Below are 20,776 nucleotides of genomic sequence, written 5' to 3'. Positions count from 1 at the left end.
CGGGAATGACCCGGTAAGTGTGGTTGTGGCTTAGTGGAACACCTCTGTCGCTGGACGAATGCACCTCAACGATTGAATCTCTGCCTGACAGCGGGGCGCGCTTCTGACAAAATAGGCGCAATCCCCGATTTAACTCAAAACAGATGGATCCCCTCTCTGATGGCAGCAAAAATTATTGACGGTAAAACGATTGCGCAGCAGGTGCGACAAGAGGTTGCAGAACGTGTTCAGCAACGTCTCGCAGCAGGTAAACGTGCGCCTGGTCTGGCCGTGGTTTTGGTGGGCGAAAACCCGGCTTCGCAGATTTATGTTGGCAGCAAGCGCCGTGCCTGCGAAGAGGTCGGTTTCCTCTCACGTTCTTACGACCTTCCCGCCACCACCAGCGAAGCGGAACTGCTCGACCTGATTACCAAACTGAATAACGACGCAGAAATCGACGGCATTCTGGTGCAGCTTCCGTTGCCTGCAGGCATCGACAACGTGAAAGTCCTGGAGCACATCGCGCCAGAAAAAGACGTCGATGGCTTCCACCCGTATAACGTGGGCCGCCTGTGTCAGCGCGCACCGAAACTGCGCCCGTGCACGCCGCGCGGTATTGTTACGCTGCTTGAGCGCTATAACATTGATACCTTCGGCCTGAATGCCGTTGTCGTCGGCGCTTCCAACATTGTTGGCCGTCCGATGAGTATGGAACTGCTGCTGGCCGGTTGCACCACCACCGTGACCCACCGCTTCACCAAAAATCTGCGTCACCATATCGAACATGCCGATTTGCTGGTGGTTGCTGTGGGTAAACCTGGTTTTATCCCCGGTGAGTGGATCAAGCCTGGCGCGATCGTGATTGATGTCGGTATTAACCGTCTGGAAAGCGGCAAAGTGGTGGGCGACGTGGAGTTTGAGGTGGCGTCTGAGCGTGCCTCTTACATTACGCCCGTGCCTGGCGGCGTGGGGCCGATGACGGTTGCCACCCTGATCCAGAACACCCTGCAGGCCTGCGAAAACAATGACAATGGAGCAACAGCATAATGGCAAACTTCTCTCTGGGCGATCATCCCCATGTCGACCTGTGCGACCTGATGAAACTGGAAGGCTGGGTAGAAAGCGGCGCAATGGCGAAAATCATGATCTCTGGCGGTCATGTTACGGTGAATGGCGTAAAGGAAACCCGTAAGCGCTGCAAAATTGTGGCGGGTCAGAAGGTTGAGTTTGACGGTGAAAGCGTTACCGTGACGGCCTGATTTTCCTGCTGTGAAATAAAAAGGCGACCCGCGGGTCGCCTTTTTTTATGCTGTATCCGCAACGGGCCTGCGGCCCGTCGGCAGATTACTTACGGCGCCAGCTGGTGCCGCCTGCGGCATCTTCCAGCACGATGCCCATCTCATTGAGCTTGTCGCGTGCCACATCGGCCTGCGCCCAGTTCTTTGCCGCACGAGCATCAATACGCATCTGGATCAGCGCTTCAATCTGCGCTACTTCTTCATCATTGATGTTCACACCGCTTTGCAGGAACTGCTCCGGGTCCTGCTCCAGCAGGCCCAGCACGCCAGCCAAAGTACGCAAGCGCGCAGCCAGGCCGTTCGCCGCTGCTTTATCGGTGTCTTTCAGGCGGTTGACTTCACGCGCCAGGTCAAACAGCGCCGAGTAGGCTTCCGGCGTATTGAAGTCATCGTCCATTGCGGCGCGGAAGCGGGCTTCGAACTCTTCCCCACCCGCTACTTCAGCGCTGGCGTCGGTGTTACGGATAGCAATATAGAGGCGCTCCAGCGCGGAACGTGCCTGATTCAGGTTATCTTCGCCATAGTTCAGCTGGCTACGATAGTGGCCGGACATCAGGAAGTAACGCACGGTTTCCGCATCGTAATGCTCCAGCACATCACGCACGGTAAAGAAGTTGTTCAGCGATTTGGACATCTTCTCGCGATCAATCATCACCATGCCGGAGTGCATCCAGACATTCACATACGGGCCATCGTGGGCACAGGTAGACTGGGCAATTTCGTTTTCGTGATGCGGGAACATCAGGTCAGAACCGCCGCCGTGGATGTCAAAGTGCTCACCCAGCTGTTTGCAGTTCATCGCCGAGCACTCAATGTGCCAGCCCGGACGGCCCATTCCCCATGGAGATTCCCAGCCGGGTTCGTCCGCTTTCGACATTTTCCACAGCACGAAGTCCATCGGGTTGCGTTTAACGTCAAGAGCCACTTCAACACGCGCACCGGCCTGGAGCTGTTCCAGATCCTGGCGTGATAACGAACCGTAGTTAGGATCGCTGTCGACGGAGAACATCACGTCGCCGTTGCTGGCCACATAAGCATGCTCACGGGCGATCAGTTTGCTGACCAGCTCAATGATCTCAGGAATATGGCGTGTCGCACGCGGTTCCAGGTCCGGCGGCAGGATATTCAGCGCGGCGAAATCCTTGTGCATCTCGGCAATCATACGATTGGTCAGTTGCTCAATGGTCTCACCGTTTTCATTCGCACGTTTGATGATTTTGTCATCAATATCGGTGATGTTACGCACATAGTTAAGCTCATAGCCGCTGTAACGCAGGTAACGAGCGACTACATCAAATGCCGCAAAGGTTCTGCCGTGTCCGATATGACAGAGGTCGTAAACGGTAATGCCACACACGTACATACCGATTTTACCGGCATGGATAGGTTTAAATTCCTCTTTTTGACGACTCAGGGTATTGAAAATCTTTAGCATTGAGACATTCCGTTTTAGCGTGTGCGGGATTAGCGATGAAGAGTTAATGCTTTATTCTGCCGTATTCTTCACGTTAGCGCCACGCTAATGCCAATGAGAGTGAGCCCCCAAAATAATTCATGTTGCAGGAAGGCGGCAAGGACGCTTATCCCCGGGAACATAGATAACTTTGTGACCGGGGTAAGTGGATGCAGCCAACGCATCTGCAACGTGAAGAATGAAGGGGGAGGCTGACGAGCCATCACATTTTGTGATATAAGAGCCGTCTGTCGCACGGAACAGACGTGAGTCTCAGCTTCCGGCGCCCAATGTTAAATACTCCAACCCTGACAGGATGAGAATATGGTCACTTTCCAGACTAATCATGGCGATATCGTCATCAAGACTTTCGATGATAAAGCACCGGCTACCGTTAAAAACTTCCTTGAATATTGCAGCGAAGGTTTTTACGACAACACCATCTTCCACCGTGTGATCAACGGTTTTATGATCCAGGGCGGTGGTTTTGAACCGGGCATGAAGCAGAAAGACACCAAAGACGAGATCCGCAACGAAGCCAGCAATGGCCTGAAGAACACCAAAGGCACCCTGGCAATGGCTCGTACCCAGGCGCCACACTCTGCTACTGCCCAGTTCTTCATCAACGTGGCTGACAACGACTTCCTGAACTTCCGTGATGAAAGCCTGCAGGGCTTCGGTTACTGCGTTTTCGCTGAAGTGGTTGAAGGTATGGACGTTGTTGAGAAAATCAAAGCCGTATCTACCGGCCGCAGCGGCATGCACCAGGACGTACCAAAAGACGACGTGATCATCCAGAAAGTCACCGTCAGCTAATAATGTCGCACACGCTGTTTATCGCAGATCTCCATCTGTGTACTGAAGAACCGGCAATCACTGCCGGTTTTCTGCATTTTTTACGCCGTGAAGCACAGCATGCTGATGCGCTGTACATTCTCGGTGACCTGTTTGAAGCCTGGATTGGCGATGACGACCCGAATCCGCTGCATGCGGAGGTCGCGACGGCTCTGCGCCAGTTGGCTATCCCTTGCTACTTTATTCACGGCAATCGTGACTTCCTGGTGGGCAAGCGCTTTGCAACAGCCTGCGGTATGACGCTGCTGCCGGAAGAGCAGGTGCTGGATCTGTATGGCAGACAGGTGCTGATCATGCACGGTGACACGCTGTGTACTGATGACGAAGGCTATCTGCGCTTTCGTGCCAAAGTACAACAACGTTGGTTACAGACGCTGTTCCTCGCCCTTCCCCTGTTTGTGCGCCAGCGTATCGCGCTGAAAATGCGCGCCGGAAGCCGCGAAGCTAACAGCAATAAATCCCAGTCGATCATGGATGTGAATCCCCAGGCTGTTGTGAACGTGATGGCCCGCCATCAGGTGCAGTGGCTGATCCACGGTCATACTCATCGCCCTGCGGTGCATCCTCTACTGATCAACGGGAAAGCGGCTGAACGCCTGGTTCTGGGGGCCTGGCATGAAGAAGGCTCGATGATCAAAGTCAGTAGCGATGAAATAAGCCTGATTTCCTTCCCGTTCTGATTCAAAAACCTGGCGAAACCCGCCGCTATTTCGCGCCACGCAACCGTTTTCCTTGCCGCTCAGTCGTGATATTCTCTGTGCCCTTCCCACCTGGTAAGCCTACAGCGCCATTCAGGTGAAGTATCACAATCACAGGAGTCAGACCCGCATGTCATCCAACGCCGCACCGGCCCGCATTGCTATTGTTATGGGTTCCAAAAGTGACTGGGCAACCATGCAATTTACCGCGGAAATTCTCACCAGCCTTGATGTTCCGTTTCACTGCGAAGTGGTGTCTGCACACCGCACGCCGGACAAACTGTTCAGTTTTGCCGAACAGGCAGCGGATAATGGCTATCAGGTGATTATCGCAGGTGCAGGCGGCGCGGCGCACTTGCCGGGTATGCTGGCAGCAAAAACGCTGGTTCCGGTACTGGGCGTGCCCGTGCAGAGTGCCGCACTGAGCGGTGTCGACAGCCTGTATTCTATTGTGCAGATGCCACGCGGCATTCCTGTGGGCACGCTGGCGATTGGCAAAGCCGGTGCCGCCAATGCCGCCCTGCTGGCCGCACAGATCCTCGCGCTGCATGATGCCGAACTGGCAGGCCGCCTGAATCACTGGCGTCAGACCCAGACCGATGAAGTGCTGAATAACCCGGACCCACGGGTGGATGCATGAAGCCGGTCTGTGTATTAGGTAACGGTCAGCTGGGACGGATGCTGCGCCAGGCGGGTGAGCCATTGGGCATTGCCGTCTATCCGGTGGGCCTGGATGCGGAACCCGACTCCCTGCCCATTGCGCAGAGCGTGATCACTGCCGAAATCGAGCGCTGGCCTGAAACGGCATTAACCCGTGAACTGGCCAGCCATAACGCCTTTGTGAACCGCGATATCTTCCCGCTGCTGGCCGACCGTCTGACCCAGAAGCAACTGCTGGACCGGCTGGGCCTGGCAACCGCGCCGTGGCAGTTGCTCTCCAGTGCAGATGAGTGGGCGCAGGTGTTCACCACACTCGGTTCCCTTGCCATTGTTAAGCGCCGCACCGGCGGCTATGACGGGCGCGGCCAGTGGCGCCTGCGTGCAGATGAAACCGCATCACTGCCTGCTGATTGCTACGGCGAGTGTATTGTTGAGCAGGGAATTAACTTCTCTGGCGAAATGTCGCTGGTCGGCGCACGTGGCCACGATGGCCGCACGGTGTTCTATCCGCTGACGCACAACCTGCATCAGGACGGTATTCTGCGCACCAGCGTAGTATTGCCGGATGTGGATGCGCAGCATCAGCAGCAGGCCGAGCGTATGCTCTCCGCCATCATGAACGAGCTGAACTACGTTGGCGTGATGGCGATGGAGTGTTTCGTGGTACCGGAAGGTTTGCTGATCAACGAGCTGGCGCCACGCGTACACAACAGCGGTCACTGGACGCAGAACGGCGCATCCATCAGCCAGTTTGAGCTGCATCTGCGGGCTATTCTCGACCTTCCACTGCCAACGCCTGTCGTCAGCACGCCATCGGTGATGGTCAACCTGATTGGCACCGACGTCAATCTGGCCTGGCTGGAGCAGCCGCTGGTGCACCTGCACTGGTATGAGAAGGAAGTGCGTGCCGGGCGTAAAGTGGGCCACCTGAATCTGTCCGACGTCAGCCCACAGGCCCTCAGCCATGGGCTGAACGCGCTGGTGCCGCTGCTGCCGGAAGAATACGCCAGCGGGATTGCCTGGGCGGTTGAGAAGCTGGATTAATCCCTTTGCCTTACGGGCTGACTGAAACAGAAGGTCAGCCCCTACAGCCGCCTGCCCCATTAATGAATGCTAAATTCTGAAAATGGCGAGTGCCTGACTGTACTAAAGTACAGCTACATTCTCGGCACTTATGGTCTATGCTCCCTGCTATAAAAAATAGTACACATCTAGTCCCTTTTCAGTCTTTAGCCGCATACTTTGTCCACACCAGGGAACCCGTTTACAGGGTTCCCTTTATTCTTATTTATTCCCCACATTTAATGAAATATTCACTCTTTGCCACGCAAAAATTAGCCAGATAACAACGGCCATGGTAATGTCTTTACTATAGATTAAGGATGAATAATCGTACAGGGAGAGTAGAATATGCGTGATAACTTCTTTAGCAACACCACTATCAATTCCATTATAAAGCGTCATATTGAAAAAGAGCTATCGAGCTTCAATAAAATAAAATATGTTTACGCGATCATGAGCAAAAGCAATCCTGCCGATGTTTCTATTATTTCTAATCGACAAGAATGGTTCCGCATCTATAAACAAAACAACTTTCAGTTCATTGATCCGGTTGTCATCACCGCATTACACCGCATTACACCTTTTTCATGGGATGAAAATTTCCTACTCAGTCAGGGCATCAAGTCACTCAGCTTTTTTGACATGGCCCGAAATCATGACATTATCAATGGTTACACTTTTGTTCTCCACGATCAATACAACAACCTGGTTATGCTTTCGCTTTTTTCAGAAAATGAATATGACAATGACATCGAAGATATTGTCCTGGAAAATAAAAGTAAACTTCAGCTTCTGTTGATATTAACCCACGAGAAAACAACATACCTGTATCAGAAACTACAGATTGACAGTGATTTCGAAAAGATGAATAACAGAAATATATTTTCTCATCGTGAAAATGAGATCATATATTGGGTCAGCGTAGGGAAGTCCTATCAAGAAATAGCGATTATTACCGGGGTGAAACTGACAACAGTGAAATATCATATTGCCAACGCTGTGAAAAAATTAGGCGTTAACAACGCAAAGCATGCCATCCGTCTTGGCGTAGAGATGAAACTTATTCGCCCTGTATTCCCTGACAAAGAGGATAATAACTAAGGTCCGCAGTAAACAGGCCGGCTTTCACCGGCCTCCTTTCACTATCCTGCGTAATATCCTCTGAACAGCGCTTTCCCTTTCAGTAAGCGCACGCCTAACCAGCCGCCGCACAATGAGAGCAGCAGCGCGCCGGTCAGCGGCAGTACCAGCCACAGCACGAAATCAGGCTGCCACGGGAAGTCGAACACTTTGCGTTGCAACCCCCACAGCGCCGCTTCGGCACCAATAGTCGCTGCAACACCAGACACCACGCCAAGTAGCGCAAACTCGCACCACAACGTACCGCGCAGCAGTTTTTTACTGGCACCCAGCGTACGGTAGACCACCAGCTCCTGACGTCGCTGACGCATACCCACCTGGATTTGCGCCAGTAACAGCAGCACGCCGCAGGCGGTCACCAGGATCACCATAATCTCCAGCGCCTGGCTGACCTGCGCCAGCACCTGCCCTATCTGCTTCAGAATGCTGCCAATATCCAGCAGACTGAGCGTCGGGAACTGACGATTAAGCTGTGCCAGCGTGGCATTGTCATTATCCATACGGAAGCTGGTCAGCCACGTTTGCGGCTGTCCATCAAGCGCGCCCGGAGGGAAGATAAAGAAGAAATTCGGCTTCAGGCTTTCCCAGTCGACTTTGCGCATACTGCTGATTTTTGCACTGAACTCCTGAGTATCACCGGTAAAGGTCAGCGTATCCCCCAGCTTCACGCCCAGACGATTTGCCAGCTCCTGTTCAATGGAGACCTCCCCATTTTTTGGCGGCCAGCTCCCTGCCGTCATCGGGTTGTGATCCGGCAGATCTTTCAGCCAGGTCAGGTTCAGCTCACGGTTAAGGGATTCATCCTGCGCCGGATCGGCAGGCTGCTGATTGATCCCGGTCAGGCGTACTCGCGCTACAGGATAGAAGGTTTCCGCCTTCACCTGATGCTGTTGCAGGAAGGCCTGCACCTGTGGCACCTGCGGCTCGGTAATATTTAACAGGAAGTAATTCGGGCTGCCCGGCGGCAGTTGCTGCTGCCAGCGATCCAGCAGATCGCCACGCATCACCAGCAGCAATGCCAGCAACATAAACGACAGCGAAAACGCCGCCAGCTGGCTGAGTGTGGTCCAGGGCTGACGCAGCAGTCGGTTCACCGCCAGACGAAAGGCAAGATTACGCAACGTCAGACGGCGCAGCAGCAGCAGGCCGCCCCAGCCAATGGCACCCAACAGCAGCGACAACAGCACAATCCCTGCCACCAGCGCCCACAGCAGTTTGCTGCCCCCCACCAGCAGAGCCAGCAGGCCAATCACCACCACCGCCATCGCAGGCAGATACAGCTTCAGCGGCCAGATATTCGCCACGGCATCGCGGCGCAGGACGCGCAGCGGTTGGGTCGCCAGCAGTAAGCGATAAGGGCGTAACCCGACCAGCAGGGAGATGACAAACAGCGATCCCACCGCCCACAGCCACGGCCAGGCACTGGCGGCAGGAAGCTCACCCGGCAACACCGGACGCAGCATCCGCAGCAGCAGTGCTTCAAAACCCAGCCCAATGGCACTGCCCACCACCGCCGCCAGCAGCAGCACTGCCAGCCACTGGCCGATAATCAATTTACGCAGTGCCGTGCGGTTAGCCCCGAGCGTTTTCAGTACCGCCACCAGATCGTAGCGGCTGCGACAGTAATGGCTCATCGCCACGGCCACGGCGGCAATCGCCAGCATCAGCGTGAGCAGTGCTGACAGCAGCAGGAATTGCTGGGCGCGCTGCATGGATTTCCCCAGCGCATCCTCACTGTTTTCCACGCTGATCCAGCGCTGGTCGGGCGTCAGCCGCGCTTCAATATAACGGTCATAACGCGCCAGTTGCGCCGGAGTGCCGGAGAATTTATAGCGCCAGGTGATGCGGCTGCCGGGCTGGATAGCCCCGGTTTTCTCCACATCGGCCAGGTTCATCAGCAGACGCGGTGCGGTCTGGAACGGGTTAAAGCCCGCATCCGGCTCCTGGATCACTTCCCCCCCAATACGCAGAGTGGTATCCCCCACGTCGAGTTGGTCCCCGGCTTTACGCTCCAGCAATGCCAGCAGGCGTGGTGCGGCCAGCACGGTACCCGCTGCGGGTTTCAGCCCGACGGGTGCGGTCGTCAGCTGGCCGAACATCGGATAGAGATCATCCACCGCCTTTACCGACGCCAGCTGCGGGGTCTCTCCGGCAAACGTCATGGTCATAAAGCTGAGCTGACGCCCTACCTGCAATCCGTCAGCACGCGCCTGCGCCAGCCATTCATCAGGCACGGCTTTGCTGCTACGCAGCGTGCGGTCACCCGCCATAAAGTCACGGCTCTGTTGGCTTAAGCCTTTTTCCATACGGTCACTGAGTGAGCCCAACGCCAGCACGCAGGCCACCGCCAGTGTTAACGCCAGCCAGACAATCAGCAGCGAGGGCGATTTCCACTCACGCCAGAACCAGCGCCAAATCATGCTTCCTCCCACAGCTTGCCATCACGCAGCCGCAGCCGACGATCGCAGCGCGCCGCCAGCTGTTCATCATGAGTGACGAGGATCAGCGTGGTGGCATAATCACGGTTCATCGTAAACAGCAGGTCGGCAATACGATCGCCCGTTTTGCGATCAAGGTTACCGGTCGGTTCATCGGCAAACAGCAGGGCCGGTCGACCGTTAAAGGCGCGGGCCAGCGCCACGCGCTGCTGCTCTCCGCCAGAAAGCTGAGCAGGAAGATGGCTGAGACGCTCGCCCAGCCCAAGTTGCGCCAGCAGTGCGGCTGCCTGCTCACGGCTCTGACGATCGCTTTCACCGCGCAGCAGTGCCGGAAGTTGTACATTTTCCTGAGCATTCAGGGTCGGCACCAGCATGAACGACTGGAAAACAAAGCCGACATTCTTCGCCCGTAATTCAGCCCGCTGCTCCTCGTTCATCTTGTGCAGCGGCTGGCCGAGCATCATCACCTCTCCTTCGCTGCCGTCGTCCAGCCCGGCCAAAATTCCGAGCAGCGTCGACTTACCCGATCCCGATTCACCGATCAGGGCGAGGGTCTCAGCCGGTTTGACAACCAGCTCAACTCCGGTAAGGATGGAAAGCTGATGCTCACCCTGACCGACGGACTTACTAAGACGATGAACTTCAAGAATGTTTTCCGCTGGCATTACCCTTTCCTGTTCTTATTGGCTTTTATGACGCTGCGCGCAACGGCGGCAGATACGCTGCTGGTACTCGGCGACAGTCTGAGCGCCGGTTACCGCATGTCTGCCAGTGCTGCATGGCCTGCGTTACTCAATGATAAATGGAAAAAATCCCCCACCATTATTAACGGTAGCATAAGCGGTGACACCGCGACGCAGGGGCTGGCTCGTCTTCCTGCACTGCTGAAACAACATCAGCCGCGCTGGGTACTGATTGAACTGGGTGGTAATGATGCATTACGCGGTTTTGCCCCACAGCAGGTGGAGCAGGACCTGGATCAGGCGATTAAACTGGCGCTGGCCGCCAACGCGCAGCCGATTCTGATGCAAATACGTATACCGCCAAACTACGGCAAGCGTTATACCGAATCCTTTGCAGCTATCTACCCCAAACTGGCTCAGGAACACGCCATTCCGCTGCTGCCGTTCTTTATGGAACAGGTTTATCTGAAACCGGAATGGATGCAGGACGATGGCATTCATCCTAACCCTGCGGCCCAACCGTTTATTGCCGACCTGATGGCTAAAAACCTGGCTCCCCTAGTTAAGCATGAGTGACCCGGCTCTGAGTGCCGTGACAGGTAAAGTTATGCAAAAAAGTATTGTTATTACGGGCAGTTCCAGCGGGATTGGCCTGGTGGCAGCCAACGATCTGCTGCGCCGTGGCTACCATGTTATCGCGGCCTGCCGTAAACCGCAGGATGTCGAACGCATGAACGAACTGGGTTTTAGCGGTGTCTTGCTGGACCTGGATGACGCCACCAGCGTCGAGCATGCTGCCGGGGAGATCCTTGCGCTGTGTGATGGCCGCCTGGCAGGCCTGTTTAATAACGGGGGCTTCGGCGTTTATGGTCCCTTGCAGTCGGTATCGCGTCAGCAGCTAGAACAGCAGTTCGCCACCAATCTGTTCGGTACCCACCAGCTCACTATCCTGCTGCTGCCTGCGCTGATCGCCGCCAGCGGGCGCATTGTGAATACCAGTTCGGTGATGGGACTGATCTCAACACCAGGGCGTGGTGCCTATGCCGCAAGTAAATACGCGCTGGAGGCCTGGTCTGATGCCCTGCGGATGGAGCTGCACAGCAGCGGTGTGCGCGTCAGCCTGATTGAACCAGGGCCAATTCATACCCGCTTTACCGATAACGTCCGGCAGGCGCAGCAGGATAAACCGGTGAAAAATCCCGGGATCGCCGCCCGCTTTACGCTGCCGCCGGAGGCGATTCTGCCGAAGCTGCGGCATGCGCTGGAGAGCCGCCACCCACGTTTGCGCTATCCTGTGACGATGGTGACCCATGTCATTACGCTGTTGCGCCGTTTGCTGCCAGGCTGGATGATGGATCGGTTTTTACGCCAGAATTAGTCGCCGGGCCTTGAAGCATCGCCCCTCGCCCCAATACAGTAAGAAACTTACGTGAAAAGAGACGAATTCATGTCACCACAAGCCGCTATTGTCGAAATTAATGAAGCCAACCTGCAACAGACGCTGGAACAGTCGATGCAGATCCCGGTGCTGTTTTACTTCTGGTCAGAACGCAGCCAGCACTGTCAGCATCTGACGCCGCTGCTGGATCGTCTGGCGCAGGAGTATGCCGGGCAGTTTGTTCTGGCAAGGCTGGACTGTGACGCGGAACCGGCGGTTGCGCAGCAGTTTGGACTGCGTTCCATCCCGACGGTCTACCTGTTCCAGAATGGTCAGCCGGTCGACGGTTTCCAGGGTCCGCAGCCGGAAGAAGCCGTGCGTGCCCTTTTAGAGAAAGTGCTGCCGAAAGAAGAGGAGCTGAAAGCCCAGCAGGCGATGCAGCTGATGGACGAAGGCAAACTGATTGAGGCTCTGCCGCTGCTGAAAGATGCGTGGGCACTGAGCAACCAGCGCAGCGACATCGGTTTCCTGCTTGCCGAAGTGCTGATCGGGCTGACCCGCAGCGAAGAGGCCGAAGCGGTACTGAAAGTGGTGCCTTTGCAGGATCAGGATACGCGCTACCAGGGTCTGGTAGCACAGATCGAGCTGCTGAAGCAGGCGGCGGACACACCCGAAATCCAGCAACTGCAACAGCAGATCGACGCTGATCCGGACAATGCCGAACTGGCTACCCAGCTGGCATTACAATACCACCAGGTCGGGCGCAACGAAGAAGCGCTGGAACTGCTGTTCTCTCATCTGAAGAAAGATCTCGCCGCGGCCAACGGTCAGGCGCGTAAAATTTTGCAGGACATTCTCGCCGCGTTGGGTACCGGCGATGCGCTGGCGGCGAAATACCGTCGTCAGCTCTACTCTCTGCTCTACTAAAACACAGCAGGCCGATGGCACACCCATCGGCCTGCCGTATATCAATAACATCCCGGCTCCCCTTCCCTCTGCTCGTACTCTGTAGCACTCCCCACCATCATTAGTCTTAATCCAGTCTGAAAGAAAATATATCTCTGTTAAAACGGATACCTGGGCCTGATTTTTGAGTCACGCTATTTACCCTGCCATGAACTGACCTTGACTCACCTTCCCCGTGAAGAATGGCCTGCACCGCTGACGGCCACAAGACTAACTAAAGACTAATAAAATCAAACACTCACTATAAAGACTTATGGGCAATAAAAAATACCGTCAAAATATTGACTAAAGTCAATTAACAGAGACAACAATAAGACTAGCATTACTCACATAGCGAAGTCACAACAAGTGACACACCACAGAAAAAAAAGCCACAACAAAGTCAAAAGGATAATGACAGTTAAATCTGCGTGGTCAGTATCAGAATTCTGATATCGCAACGTTATTAACCCTTCATATCTACTGGAAAAAATCATGAAACGCACGATGATCGCGCTTACTGCCCTGGCCGTTCTCTCCTCTTTTAATACATCTGCTGAAGATCAGTCCCACGCCTTTAATGATGCAGTATCAACTCTGCATCAGTTGCAGGAGCAAGAAAAAGACAATCTGGCACATTACAACGAAACGGACAGCCGGGACGGAACAGGTCGCTTTAACGCCGATGGATCTTTCAATGATGCTCTGGCGGAAAAAGGTGACCAAATCACTGCCGACCGTCGGGCTGCACAGAGACAAGTCAACGGAACAACGTATCGCAATCAGGTCCAACAGCAGCAAACCGATGCTAAGGCGGCCGACTTGGCAAATACGGTTGCCCAGAGTAAGGAACGCGTCAGCCATGATGACCGTTTACTGGGCGCAATGGCCCGCCAGCCAATGGCGACCCTGACCCCTTCATTAGCGGCCATTGGCCCGAACCAGCGGAAAAACTCAGATATGGCAGTGGCGCTGGCGGATGCCCGTCAGGCGGATGCAGACAGAAGAGCCAAAGAGGCGACAGCCTATAACCGCAATGCCACTGCCGATAAACTGGGTCAGCAGATGCAGCAGCAGAAAATGGTGGATCACGCCCGGATTGCGCGTGATGCCGCCATTGCTAACTTCGATGCGCAGCAGGCGGTACGGGATCAGCAGGCCATTAAAATGTCCGGAATGGCCCGCCAGCCAATGGCGCCTCTGAGCCCGGCAGTGAACATCGGTGTCAAAACACCCGTCCAGTCGATGCCCTCAGTCATCTTAAATAAACCCGTCTCCGTCTCGAAAATCACGTTCGCTACCGGCAAAGGTAACGCCGGAGGTCAGGGCGGCCATGCTTCACACGGTGGTTCTGGCAATCGCGGTGGCGATAATGCGCACAGTGCCGCTTTTGGTGGTCACGGTTACGGCCATGACAACTCGCGCTCCGAAGGTTTCGGTGGTCATTCGCACTTCCACTAAAAGTGCACAGGCTTTTCCAATGGGTCAGGTCATCACCTGACCCTTTCGAAACGACAATGGGGAGTGACTCAAATGATACCGGAACACCTGGCGCTGATTGCCGAAGCGCGTTCGATCTTGCTTAAGGCGCTCTCGGACAGCGAACATTATCGAAAAGAACATCTTTCAGCCTGTCTGCAACTTGCTCAGGCTGCGAGCCATGCACTCTCGCTTACGATAAAACTGGAGCGAGGGTCTGCCGCAGAACAGATTAATTATGCGGAACTGCTTGAACGACAGATGGTCTCTGTGCGGGCCTGTCAGGCTACATTAACGAAATTATCCCAGGGGGTAACGCAATGACCCGATTTTCACAGCCGATTGAAGACAAGGTAAACGTTGAGAAGCATCACCGGATGATGGATCACATATCATCAGAGTTCGGGGATGAAATGTTAAGGACGATTCTGTTGCTGAATGCCCGTCTGATGACGTTGAGTATGGATGATCTGAAGTCTGTGGTGGTCAGCGTTGTTGCCCGGGATGATGCAAAGCTCACGATGAAACGTGACAGCACCGGAATTGACCTTAAAATCGGATTTTAACGAAGGCAGTCTGTTAAAAAGTCTCTGCATTGCGTTGCCCTGTTCTTCGCTCACAGGCCGCTGACTTTCACACTCGAAGATATGATATTATGACTTCCCCCGGGAAACAGGAAGTTAATAGTATGTCACATATTTTCTTTGAGTTTGATCTTGAGCCTGGCGTGAAGTCAGTGGCCGATTTGAACTATGTCCTTCGTGATAGTGACAAAAAAACAGCATTTGTGATGAGTGCCGAGGTGGCAAAATTTGTCAAAGATGCGCTGATCATTAATGACACGATTATCAGTTTTAAACATTGCTGCTTCGCCTTCGATAAAGGCGCAGAGTTCGTCGAATTTGACCGCAAAGGTCAGTCGGTACGTTTCTCTGAACCTGTCCCCGCCTGGTTTATTAAGCCAGCCCTGTTTGCGCGGTCCGACTGGCTGGATAATCATGCGCTAGCCGATCTGCCTGCTCCTGAGTTCATCAAAGCCTTCAATGAGAAGTTCCCGGATCTGCAGGAGCGCAGAAAGCACGCGGATTACCTTTTTGACCTTCAACTTCACAAGACAACCTCGCCTCATCAGGAAGCCACCAGGACGGTGGGAAACACCAGCGGTAAATCAACCAAACCCAAAGTCACCGATCTGGGTTCATTCCAGCTGTTTCAGCAATTCTTTGACAGGCTTAAGTCTGCGGTAATGGCAGATCAGTTCCCCACCCTCAACGTTTTGACGGCATCTGAGAATGTGAATAACGTGCCAGGCAGCTATCGCCAGGCACTGCGTACCGCGATGAAAGCAGTGACCAACGAGTTGCCCGTCAACAATAAGCGCCAGGCCGCAGGCAATCCGGCCCTGTTCTGCGCCCCTATTCGCGACAAAATTGCCGAGATTGAAGCGATTGGGCTTGAGCCCTATTACCAGGCATTGTCAAAAGCGATCGCACAGGCCGAAGGCAGCTACATTGCTGATTTCTCTTTCCAGTTCGCCAGACAAAAGAGTTAAGCGCTAACAATACCAACAACAGCGGGATGGCGCTGTCATGGGTGTTACAATATCATCAGATAAGGTGCAACCCGGTAGCGCTGTGCTCTGGTGGACGGATTCGAGTGTCGAAGGGGCGTTCGGGCTAAAGGGTCGCCCAGTAAAGTGATGAATAATAACAATCTGGAGGTTATTTTTATGTTGGCTGTGATTCCCGTCATTATCATTCTGGCCCTGATCCTCGTCTGGTCAGGTATCAAAATCGTCCCACAAGGTTTTCAGTGGACCGTTGAACGCTTCGGCCGCTATACCAACACACTCCAGCCCGGCCTGAATCTGGTGATCCCGTTTATGGATCGCGTGGGCCGTAAAATCAATATGATGGAACAAGTGCTGGATATCCCCTCGCAGGAGATCATCTCTAAAGATAACGCCAGCGTCACCATTGATGCCGTGTGCTTTATTCAGGTGGTTGACCCGGCACGCGCCGCCTATGAGGTCAGCAATCTTGAGCTGGCAATCATCAACCTGACGATGACCAACATGCGTACCGTGCTGGGATCGATGGAACTGGATGAAATGCTGTCGCAACGTGACAACATCAATACCCGCCTGCTGCATATTGTCGATGAAGCGACCAACCCATGGGGCATCAAAATTACCCGTATTGAGATCCGCGATGTTCGCCCACCGGCTGAACTGATCGCCTCGATGAACGCCCAGATGAAAGCCGAACGAACCAAGCGTGCCGATATTCTGGAAGCGGAAGGGGTTCGCCAGGCCGCGATCCTGCGTGCTGAAGGGGAAAAACAGTCGCAGATCCTGAAAGCAGAAGGTGAACGTCAGTCTGCATTCCTTGCTGCGGAAGCGCGCGAACGTAGTGCTGAAGCCGAAGCGCAGGCAACAAAAATGGTATCTGAAGCCATTGCCGCCGGGGATATTCAGGCGATTAACTACTTTGTAGCGCAGAAATATACTGATGCCCTGCAAAACATCGGCTCCTCCAGCAACAGTAAAGTGGTGATGATGCCGCTGGAAGCCAGCAGCCTGATGGGATCCATTGCCGGGATCAGCGAACTGCTGGGCGAAAGCAAAGCGGAGCGTAACCGCCGATGATCGATGAACTGCTCGCTAACCCGTGGTGGCTATGGCTGACCTTCGGTGGCCTGCTGCTGGCGGCGGAAATGCTGGGTGCCAGTGGTTATCTGCTGTGGAGCGGCGTTGCTGCCGTGCTGGTCAGCCTGCTGGTATGGCTGGTGCCGATGCCGTGGGAGTGGCAGGGGCTGAGTTTTGCCGTACTGACCATTCTCGCTGCACTGTGGTGGTATCGCTGGCTTAAGCACCGCGACCGCCGAAATCCTCCTTCGACGTTGAATCAGCGGGGTCAGCAGATGATTGGCCGCCAGCTGACGCTGGATGCCGGGCTGGTCAATGGCTTCGGGCATGTGTGTATTGGTGATGGTAACTGGCGCGTCCAGGCAGAGGAAGATTTGCCCGCCGGCACGCAGATCACCGTGGTAGCGGTCGAAGGGATCACGCTACGCGTTGTCCGTCGTGGGGTTTAACCCTGCTTAGCGCTGTGACAGCATCCGGCCAGGTGATTAATGATCGGGCACTCGGCGCTGTCATCGCCCGGGCAACTGGCGGCGAGATCGAGCAACTTCTGGCGCATTAGCTGGAGTTCACTGATATGAACTTCGATCTCCCGCACTTTGCTGAGCGTCCTCGCCTTCACATCGGCGCTGTGGCGTTCAGGATCGTTAAACAGGCCGACCATCTCGCGGCACTCATCCAGATTAAATCCGACCTGGCGGGCCTGGCGCAGCAGCGTCAGCTCCTCTAGGTGTTTGGCACTGTAGCTGCGATAGCCATTTTCCGTGCGCAGCGGCGGCGTCACCAGCCCTTTCTCTTCATAAAAACGGATCGCTTTGCTGGTTAATCCGGTTTTCTTTGCCACGTCGCTGATATTCATTATTCCTCCGGGCGGCTTAAGCAGGATCCATAACTAATCCAATTTTCTGCCCCAGTCAAACAACAGGTCTTCGTCCCCTCTACTTTGGTACAGGTTGCTGCCGTTTACTTTGACATCCTGCATGCCAATCACAGACAGTCGACAAAATAAACACGTGAAGAGGACGGCACGATGCAGGAGAGTTTAATGCTGGCAGGGCAAGCTGTTTTGTTGGGAACCGGCGCAACACTGGTGATGGATCTCTGGGCATTATTGCAAAAGCAGTTATTCAAAATCCCCTCTCTGGACTATCGGCTGGTCGGGCGCTGGCTGGGGCATATGCGTCATGGGACGTTTAGCCACTACACCATTTTGCAAGCCACTCCGGTCAGGGGGGAAGTGGCCGTCGGCTGGGGAGCACACTATTTGACGGGGATAATGTTCTCTGCGCTGCTGATTGCCCTCGTTGGCCCACAATGGCTGTCGGCGCCAACGTTCCTGCCCGCGTTGCTGATGGGGATAGTCAGCGTAGTCGCACCGTATTGCCTGATGCAGCCTGCGTTTGGCTTCGGCTTTGCGGCGGCCAACACCCCTGCCCCCTGGACCGTACGCTGGCGCAGCCTGGTCGCCCATACCTCCTTTGGCATTGGCATCTGGCTGACAGCATTACTGATGAGTCAGAGTTAACAATCCCCCTGGTGGGTGACCAGGAGGATTGAGGTCAGATAAGGGGGGTAAATTTCGCGGATGTCAGTGATTCGACGGGGGGTGAGGAAGCCACTGGAACGGCAACCTCCGCACTGGCAGGCGAAGAAGGTGCCTCATCGTTTGCTGCGGGTTGATCGCTGTCACTCGCCTGGGGCGCCACTAGTCCCGCCGTCAGATCGTTGAGCGATCCTCCCGCCAGACCCACTTCCTTCAGCAATGAGTCCAGAATGGGCGCATGGGCACGATAAGAGAGTGCAGCAGACAGCGCCTGTTCCGCCAGATTTCCCCCGGCCATCGTGGCAGTCCCCGAGGAAGCCCCACCTGAGGTGCGATTTAAACCATCCACCTGGATGATTTTGATGCCTTCAATGGCTTTCATCGGCTCCACGGATTTTTCAATAACCGCTGGCAGCGCCTGTAGCAGAGCAAGTTTAAATTTCAGGCTGGTCTGGTCGCTGGAGAGCATATTAACGGCATCATTCAGCGCACGCTGGGCTTCCGCTTCCGCCAGGCCTTTTCTGCGCGTTGCTTCTGCCAGCTGAATAATGGCCGCCGCCTGCAATTCTGCGGCTTCTTTCTCTGCACGGGCACTCAGGGTTAACTGTACCGCTTTGGTTTCAGCGTCCTGAGTGGCCTCGATCAGGGCAACCTGTTTGGCACGATCGGCCTCCGCGGTTTCACGGGTGGTCACCACGTTTTGTTCGGCTTTCACGGCTTCTGACAGCGCAAGGTTAGCCTGCGCCTGGGCCTGAGATTGCTGTTCAGATTTTGCCGCAATCGCAATGGCTTTATCCTGCTGTGCAATTTCAGTGACACGGGTTTGTTCAATCTCTTTGACCTGAACGTCCCGGCTGGCTTCCACTTCGCGGGTTTTCAGCACCTGCTTACTTTCAATTTCCGCTTCCTGGATCTGACGTTCGGACATGATCCGGCTCTGCTCTGCTTCGCGGCGACGTTCGGCCTCATAGGTCGCAATTTTCGAGGACTGTTCGGCGCTGCGTGTCTTGATCTGCTGTTCCTGATCTAAAGACATGAAAGATTCCTGCTGTTCAATTTCCAGCTTGCGCGCCAGGGCATCACGGTTTTTTTCACGCACGGCAACTTCAACATCCTGCTCAACTTCGTTGCGTTCCCGGCGTCTGCGCTCCGTTTCCTGCGTCAGCTTGGTCAGACCCTCGGCGTCAAAGGCGTTATTCGGATCGAAAAACTCCTTCGAGGTCTGGTTAAAATTGGTCAGAGAAACGCTTTCCAGCTCAAGACCATTTTTGCTCAGATCTTCCGCCACCGTGTTTTGTACCCCCTGGACAAATTTTTCACGGGTATCCTGCAAATCCTGCATCGTCATCTGTGACGCGGTCGAACGCAGCGCATCAACAAATTTATCTTCCACCAGGATGCGCAGATCCTCAGGGGATAAAGTCCGTTGCCCCAGCGTCTGAGCCGCGGTTGAAATACCTTCCACCGTCGGTTTTACCCGCACAAAAAAAGCGACAACGACATCAACACGCATACGATCTTTGGTGATCAGGCTGTCCACTTTAGAACGGCTCACCTCCAGTTTTAGCGTATTCATGTTAATCAGAATAATTTCATGAAATACCGGCAGAACAATGGAACCGCCGCTAAGAACCACTTTTAGTCCTCCCAGACCAGTTCTGACAAAGGATTGTTCCGCAGAGGCTTTTTTATACAGCCGGGAGAATATAATCCCCACAATAATAAGGACGACAAAAACGGCTAATGCAATTTCACCCCAGAAATACCAACTATCAATGTTTGTCACTTCTTCCATTACAATCCCTTAGTTAAAAATAGACGTGTGAGGCAGTGTTACCGATGTTCAGACCAGGGATGAGACATCCCTTCGAATAAAGATGAGGTGAGACGCGCCGTAATGATAATGGTCTCGCCAGGGGAGAAAATGTCATCCTCGCTGTCTGGCTGTACGCGTAAATAATGCGTTTGCTGAAACTTATCGACCAGCCGACACTGGGCAGGATGCCCCATGCTGGCCGTTCCTCCCACCACGGTCGCCATACAGCCAATAAAACTCTCTTCAGACAGTGCGCTGCTTTCGTATTGTGGTAAAAAACGCGCAAGGACGGCGCTTATTTTTCGCACGAAAAGCACAGAGATTACGCCCGCTGGTAACGCCACCAGCCCGCCAGGAAGAGGTTTGCCCAGCGCGTACAGCAGTGCCCACTGTAAAACCATTCCGCTGATAGAAAAGCAGGACAGCAAGAGAATAAACAGAATGAATAAAGGGACTTTGCCAATATTTAACCAGTCCAGCCCCTGAGAAAATAAAGACTCACCGGCATGAATATGCGGCGACAGCAGGGTATCAGTATGTGAGAAAACACTCATGCCAAATATAATGGCAAGAATTTCCACCAGACCAAATAACAGGATCAACGCGAAGGTGATAAGAAAAATGGCATTTTCAGGTAGTAATATAAAATTCATTGCAGACGCCTCCCTGTCTGATAATACCCGGCTAAAGGTGACGCTGCGCCTG

General features: G+C 54.3%; 23 protein-coding genes. 17 read left to right on the top strand and 6 right to left on the bottom strand.

The features are described from left to right. Positions 1-159 precede the first annotated feature (159 nt). Positions 160-1,026: a bifunctional methylenetetrahydrofolate dehydrogenase/methenyltetrahydrofolate cyclohydrolase FolD gene (folD, locus tag LJN55_RS05555; protein ID WP_159337486.1), complete on the top strand. Its 867-nt coding sequence runs from the start codon at positions 160-162 to the stop codon at positions 1,024-1,026. Continuing rightward, a complete protein-coding gene (gene ybcJ / locus LJN55_RS05550; protein WP_133845703.1) occupies positions 1,026-1,238 on the top strand; it encodes a ribosome-associated protein YbcJ in 213 nt (70 codons plus the stop codon). The genes folD and ybcJ overlap by 1 nt, the downstream gene beginning before the upstream one ends. A gap of 85 nt (positions 1,239-1,323) precedes the next feature. Here the strand turns inward: ybcJ and cysS are convergent, their stop codons facing one another. Further along, positions 1,324-2,712 carry a cysteine--tRNA ligase gene (gene cysS, locus LJN55_RS05545; protein WP_167864083.1) on the bottom strand — a complete coding sequence of 463 codons (1,389 nt, stop codon included), beginning with the start codon at positions 2,710-2,712 and terminating at the stop codon, positions 1,324-1,326. Positions 2,713-3,054: 342 nt separating this feature from the next. Between cysS and ppiB the strand changes: the two genes are divergently transcribed. The 5 genes from ppiB (at position 3,055) to LJN55_RS05520 (ending at position 7,106) form a co-directional block, all read left to right on the top strand. Beyond that, complete coding sequence (gene ppiB / locus LJN55_RS05540; RefSeq protein ID WP_133845705.1) at positions 3,055-3,546, top strand: peptidylprolyl isomerase B; 492 nt, start codon at positions 3,055-3,057, stop codon at positions 3,544-3,546. A gap of 2 nt (positions 3,547-3,548) precedes the next feature. Next, positions 3,549-4,265: a UDP-2,3-diacylglucosamine diphosphatase gene (gene lpxH, locus LJN55_RS05535; RefSeq protein WP_227535815.1), complete on the top strand. Its 717-nt coding sequence runs from the start codon at positions 3,549-3,551 to the stop codon at positions 4,263-4,265. 148 nt (positions 4,266-4,413) lie between these two features. Next, positions 4,414-4,923 (top strand): 5-(carboxyamino)imidazole ribonucleotide mutase, encoded by a 510-nt coding sequence (gene purE / locus LJN55_RS05530; RefSeq protein ID WP_159337488.1) that lies wholly within the window; start codon positions 4,414-4,416, stop codon positions 4,921-4,923. After that, complete coding sequence (gene purK, locus LJN55_RS05525; protein ID WP_227535814.1) at positions 4,920-5,987, top strand: 5-(carboxyamino)imidazole ribonucleotide synthase; 1,068 nt, start codon at positions 4,920-4,922, stop codon at positions 5,985-5,987. The genes purE and purK overlap by 4 nt, the downstream gene beginning before the upstream one ends. A gap of 366 nt (positions 5,988-6,353) precedes the next feature. Beyond that, positions 6,354-7,106: a helix-turn-helix transcriptional regulator gene (locus tag LJN55_RS05520; RefSeq protein WP_227535813.1), complete on the top strand. Its 753-nt coding sequence runs from the start codon at positions 6,354-6,356 to the stop codon at positions 7,104-7,106. A gap of 41 nt (positions 7,107-7,147) precedes the next feature. On the opposite strand, the gene ybbP is transcribed toward LJN55_RS05520, so the two are convergent. Further along, positions 7,148-9,565, bottom strand: coding sequence for a putative ABC transporter permease subunit YbbP (gene ybbP / locus LJN55_RS05515; protein WP_227535812.1), 2,418 nt, complete (start codon positions 9,563-9,565; stop codon positions 7,148-7,150). Next, positions 9,562-10,248: a putative ABC transporter ATP-binding protein YbbA gene (gene ybbA / locus LJN55_RS05510; RefSeq protein WP_227535811.1), complete on the bottom strand. Its 687-nt coding sequence runs from the start codon at positions 10,246-10,248 to the stop codon at positions 9,562-9,564. Before ybbA ends, ybbP begins: the two co-directional genes overlap by 4 nt. Between ybbA and tesA the strand changes: the two genes are divergently transcribed. The 9 genes from tesA to LJN55_RS05465 all read left to right on the top strand — a co-directional run bounded on the left by tesA (position 10,219) and on the right by LJN55_RS05465 (position 17,164). Beyond that, positions 10,219-10,842, top strand: a complete 624-nt coding sequence (gene tesA, locus LJN55_RS05505) for a multifunctional acyl-CoA thioesterase I/protease I/lysophospholipase L1 (RefSeq protein ID WP_159337494.1) — start codon at positions 10,219-10,221, stop codon at positions 10,840-10,842. The genes ybbA and tesA overlap by 30 nt on opposite strands. Positions 10,843-10,873: 31 nt before the next feature. Further along, entirely contained in the window at positions 10,874-11,644 is a 771-nt protein-coding gene (locus LJN55_RS05500) for an SDR family oxidoreductase (protein WP_159337495.1), read from the top strand. A gap of 69 nt (positions 11,645-11,713) precedes the next feature. Further along, positions 11,714-12,571 (top strand): co-chaperone YbbN, encoded by an 858-nt coding sequence (locus LJN55_RS05495; protein ID WP_133845714.1) that lies wholly within the window; start codon positions 11,714-11,716, stop codon positions 12,569-12,571. A gap of 513 nt (positions 12,572-13,084) precedes the next feature. Beyond that, positions 13,085-14,050 (top strand): hypothetical protein, encoded by a 966-nt coding sequence (locus LJN55_RS05490; RefSeq protein ID WP_227535810.1) that lies wholly within the window; start codon positions 13,085-13,087, stop codon positions 14,048-14,050. A 72-nt stretch (positions 14,051-14,122) separates the two neighbouring features. Beyond that, a complete protein-coding gene (locus LJN55_RS05485) occupies positions 14,123-14,392 on the top strand; it encodes a hypothetical protein (protein ID WP_227535809.1) in 270 nt (89 codons plus the stop codon). Further along, positions 14,389-14,634: a hypothetical protein gene (locus LJN55_RS05480; protein ID WP_133845717.1), complete on the top strand. Its 246-nt coding sequence runs from the start codon at positions 14,389-14,391 to the stop codon at positions 14,632-14,634. Before LJN55_RS05485 ends, LJN55_RS05480 begins: the two co-directional genes overlap by 4 nt. Positions 14,635-14,756: 122 nt before the next feature. Further along, positions 14,757-15,620, top strand: coding sequence for a hypothetical protein (locus tag LJN55_RS05475; RefSeq protein WP_227535808.1), 864 nt, complete (start codon positions 14,757-14,759; stop codon positions 15,618-15,620). A gap of 177 nt (positions 15,621-15,797) precedes the next feature. Further along, a complete protein-coding gene (locus tag LJN55_RS05470; protein ID WP_133845719.1) occupies positions 15,798-16,715 on the top strand; it encodes an SPFH domain-containing protein in 918 nt (305 codons plus the stop codon). After that, the gene (locus LJN55_RS05465; protein WP_227535807.1) at positions 16,712-17,164 is read left to right on the top strand and encodes an NfeD family protein; all 453 of its coding nucleotides are present in this window, start codon (positions 16,712-16,714) and stop codon (positions 17,162-17,164) included. The genes LJN55_RS05470 and LJN55_RS05465 overlap by 4 nt, the downstream gene beginning before the upstream one ends. Here LJN55_RS05465 and cueR read toward each other — a convergent pair. After that, positions 17,161-17,571: a Cu(I)-responsive transcriptional regulator gene (gene cueR, locus LJN55_RS05460; protein WP_133845721.1), complete on the bottom strand. Its 411-nt coding sequence runs from the start codon at positions 17,569-17,571 to the stop codon at positions 17,161-17,163. The genes LJN55_RS05465 and cueR overlap by 4 nt on opposite strands. Before the next feature lie 186 nt (positions 17,572-17,757). On the opposite strand from cueR, the gene LJN55_RS05455 reads away from it, so the two are divergent. Next, positions 17,758-18,237 carry a DUF2938 domain-containing protein gene (locus LJN55_RS05455; RefSeq protein WP_227535806.1) on the top strand — a complete coding sequence of 160 codons (480 nt, stop codon included), beginning with the start codon at positions 17,758-17,760 and terminating at the stop codon, positions 18,235-18,237. Positions 18,238-18,271: 34 nt separating this feature from the next. On the opposite strand, the gene LJN55_RS05450 is transcribed toward LJN55_RS05455, so the two are convergent. Together LJN55_RS05450 and LJN55_RS05445 are read right to left on the bottom strand one after the other, a co-directional pair. Beyond that, positions 18,272-20,050, bottom strand: coding sequence for a flotillin family protein (locus LJN55_RS05450; RefSeq protein ID WP_212813835.1), 1,779 nt, complete (start codon positions 20,048-20,050; stop codon positions 18,272-18,274). Between the two features lie 38 nt (positions 20,051-20,088). Next, on the bottom strand, positions 20,089-20,724 hold the full coding sequence (locus LJN55_RS05445) for an OB-fold-containig protein (protein ID WP_133845724.1): 636 nt from the start codon (positions 20,722-20,724) through the stop codon (positions 20,089-20,091). Positions 20,725-20,776 lie beyond the last annotated feature (52 nt).

This window comes from Erwinia rhapontici (genome assembly GCF_020683125.1).
GTDB lineage: Bacteria > Pseudomonadota > Gammaproteobacteria > Enterobacterales > Enterobacteriaceae > Erwinia > Erwinia rhapontici.
Note: the sequence above shows the minus strand (reverse complement) of the source record. Positions and strands in the feature narration are given on the sequence as shown.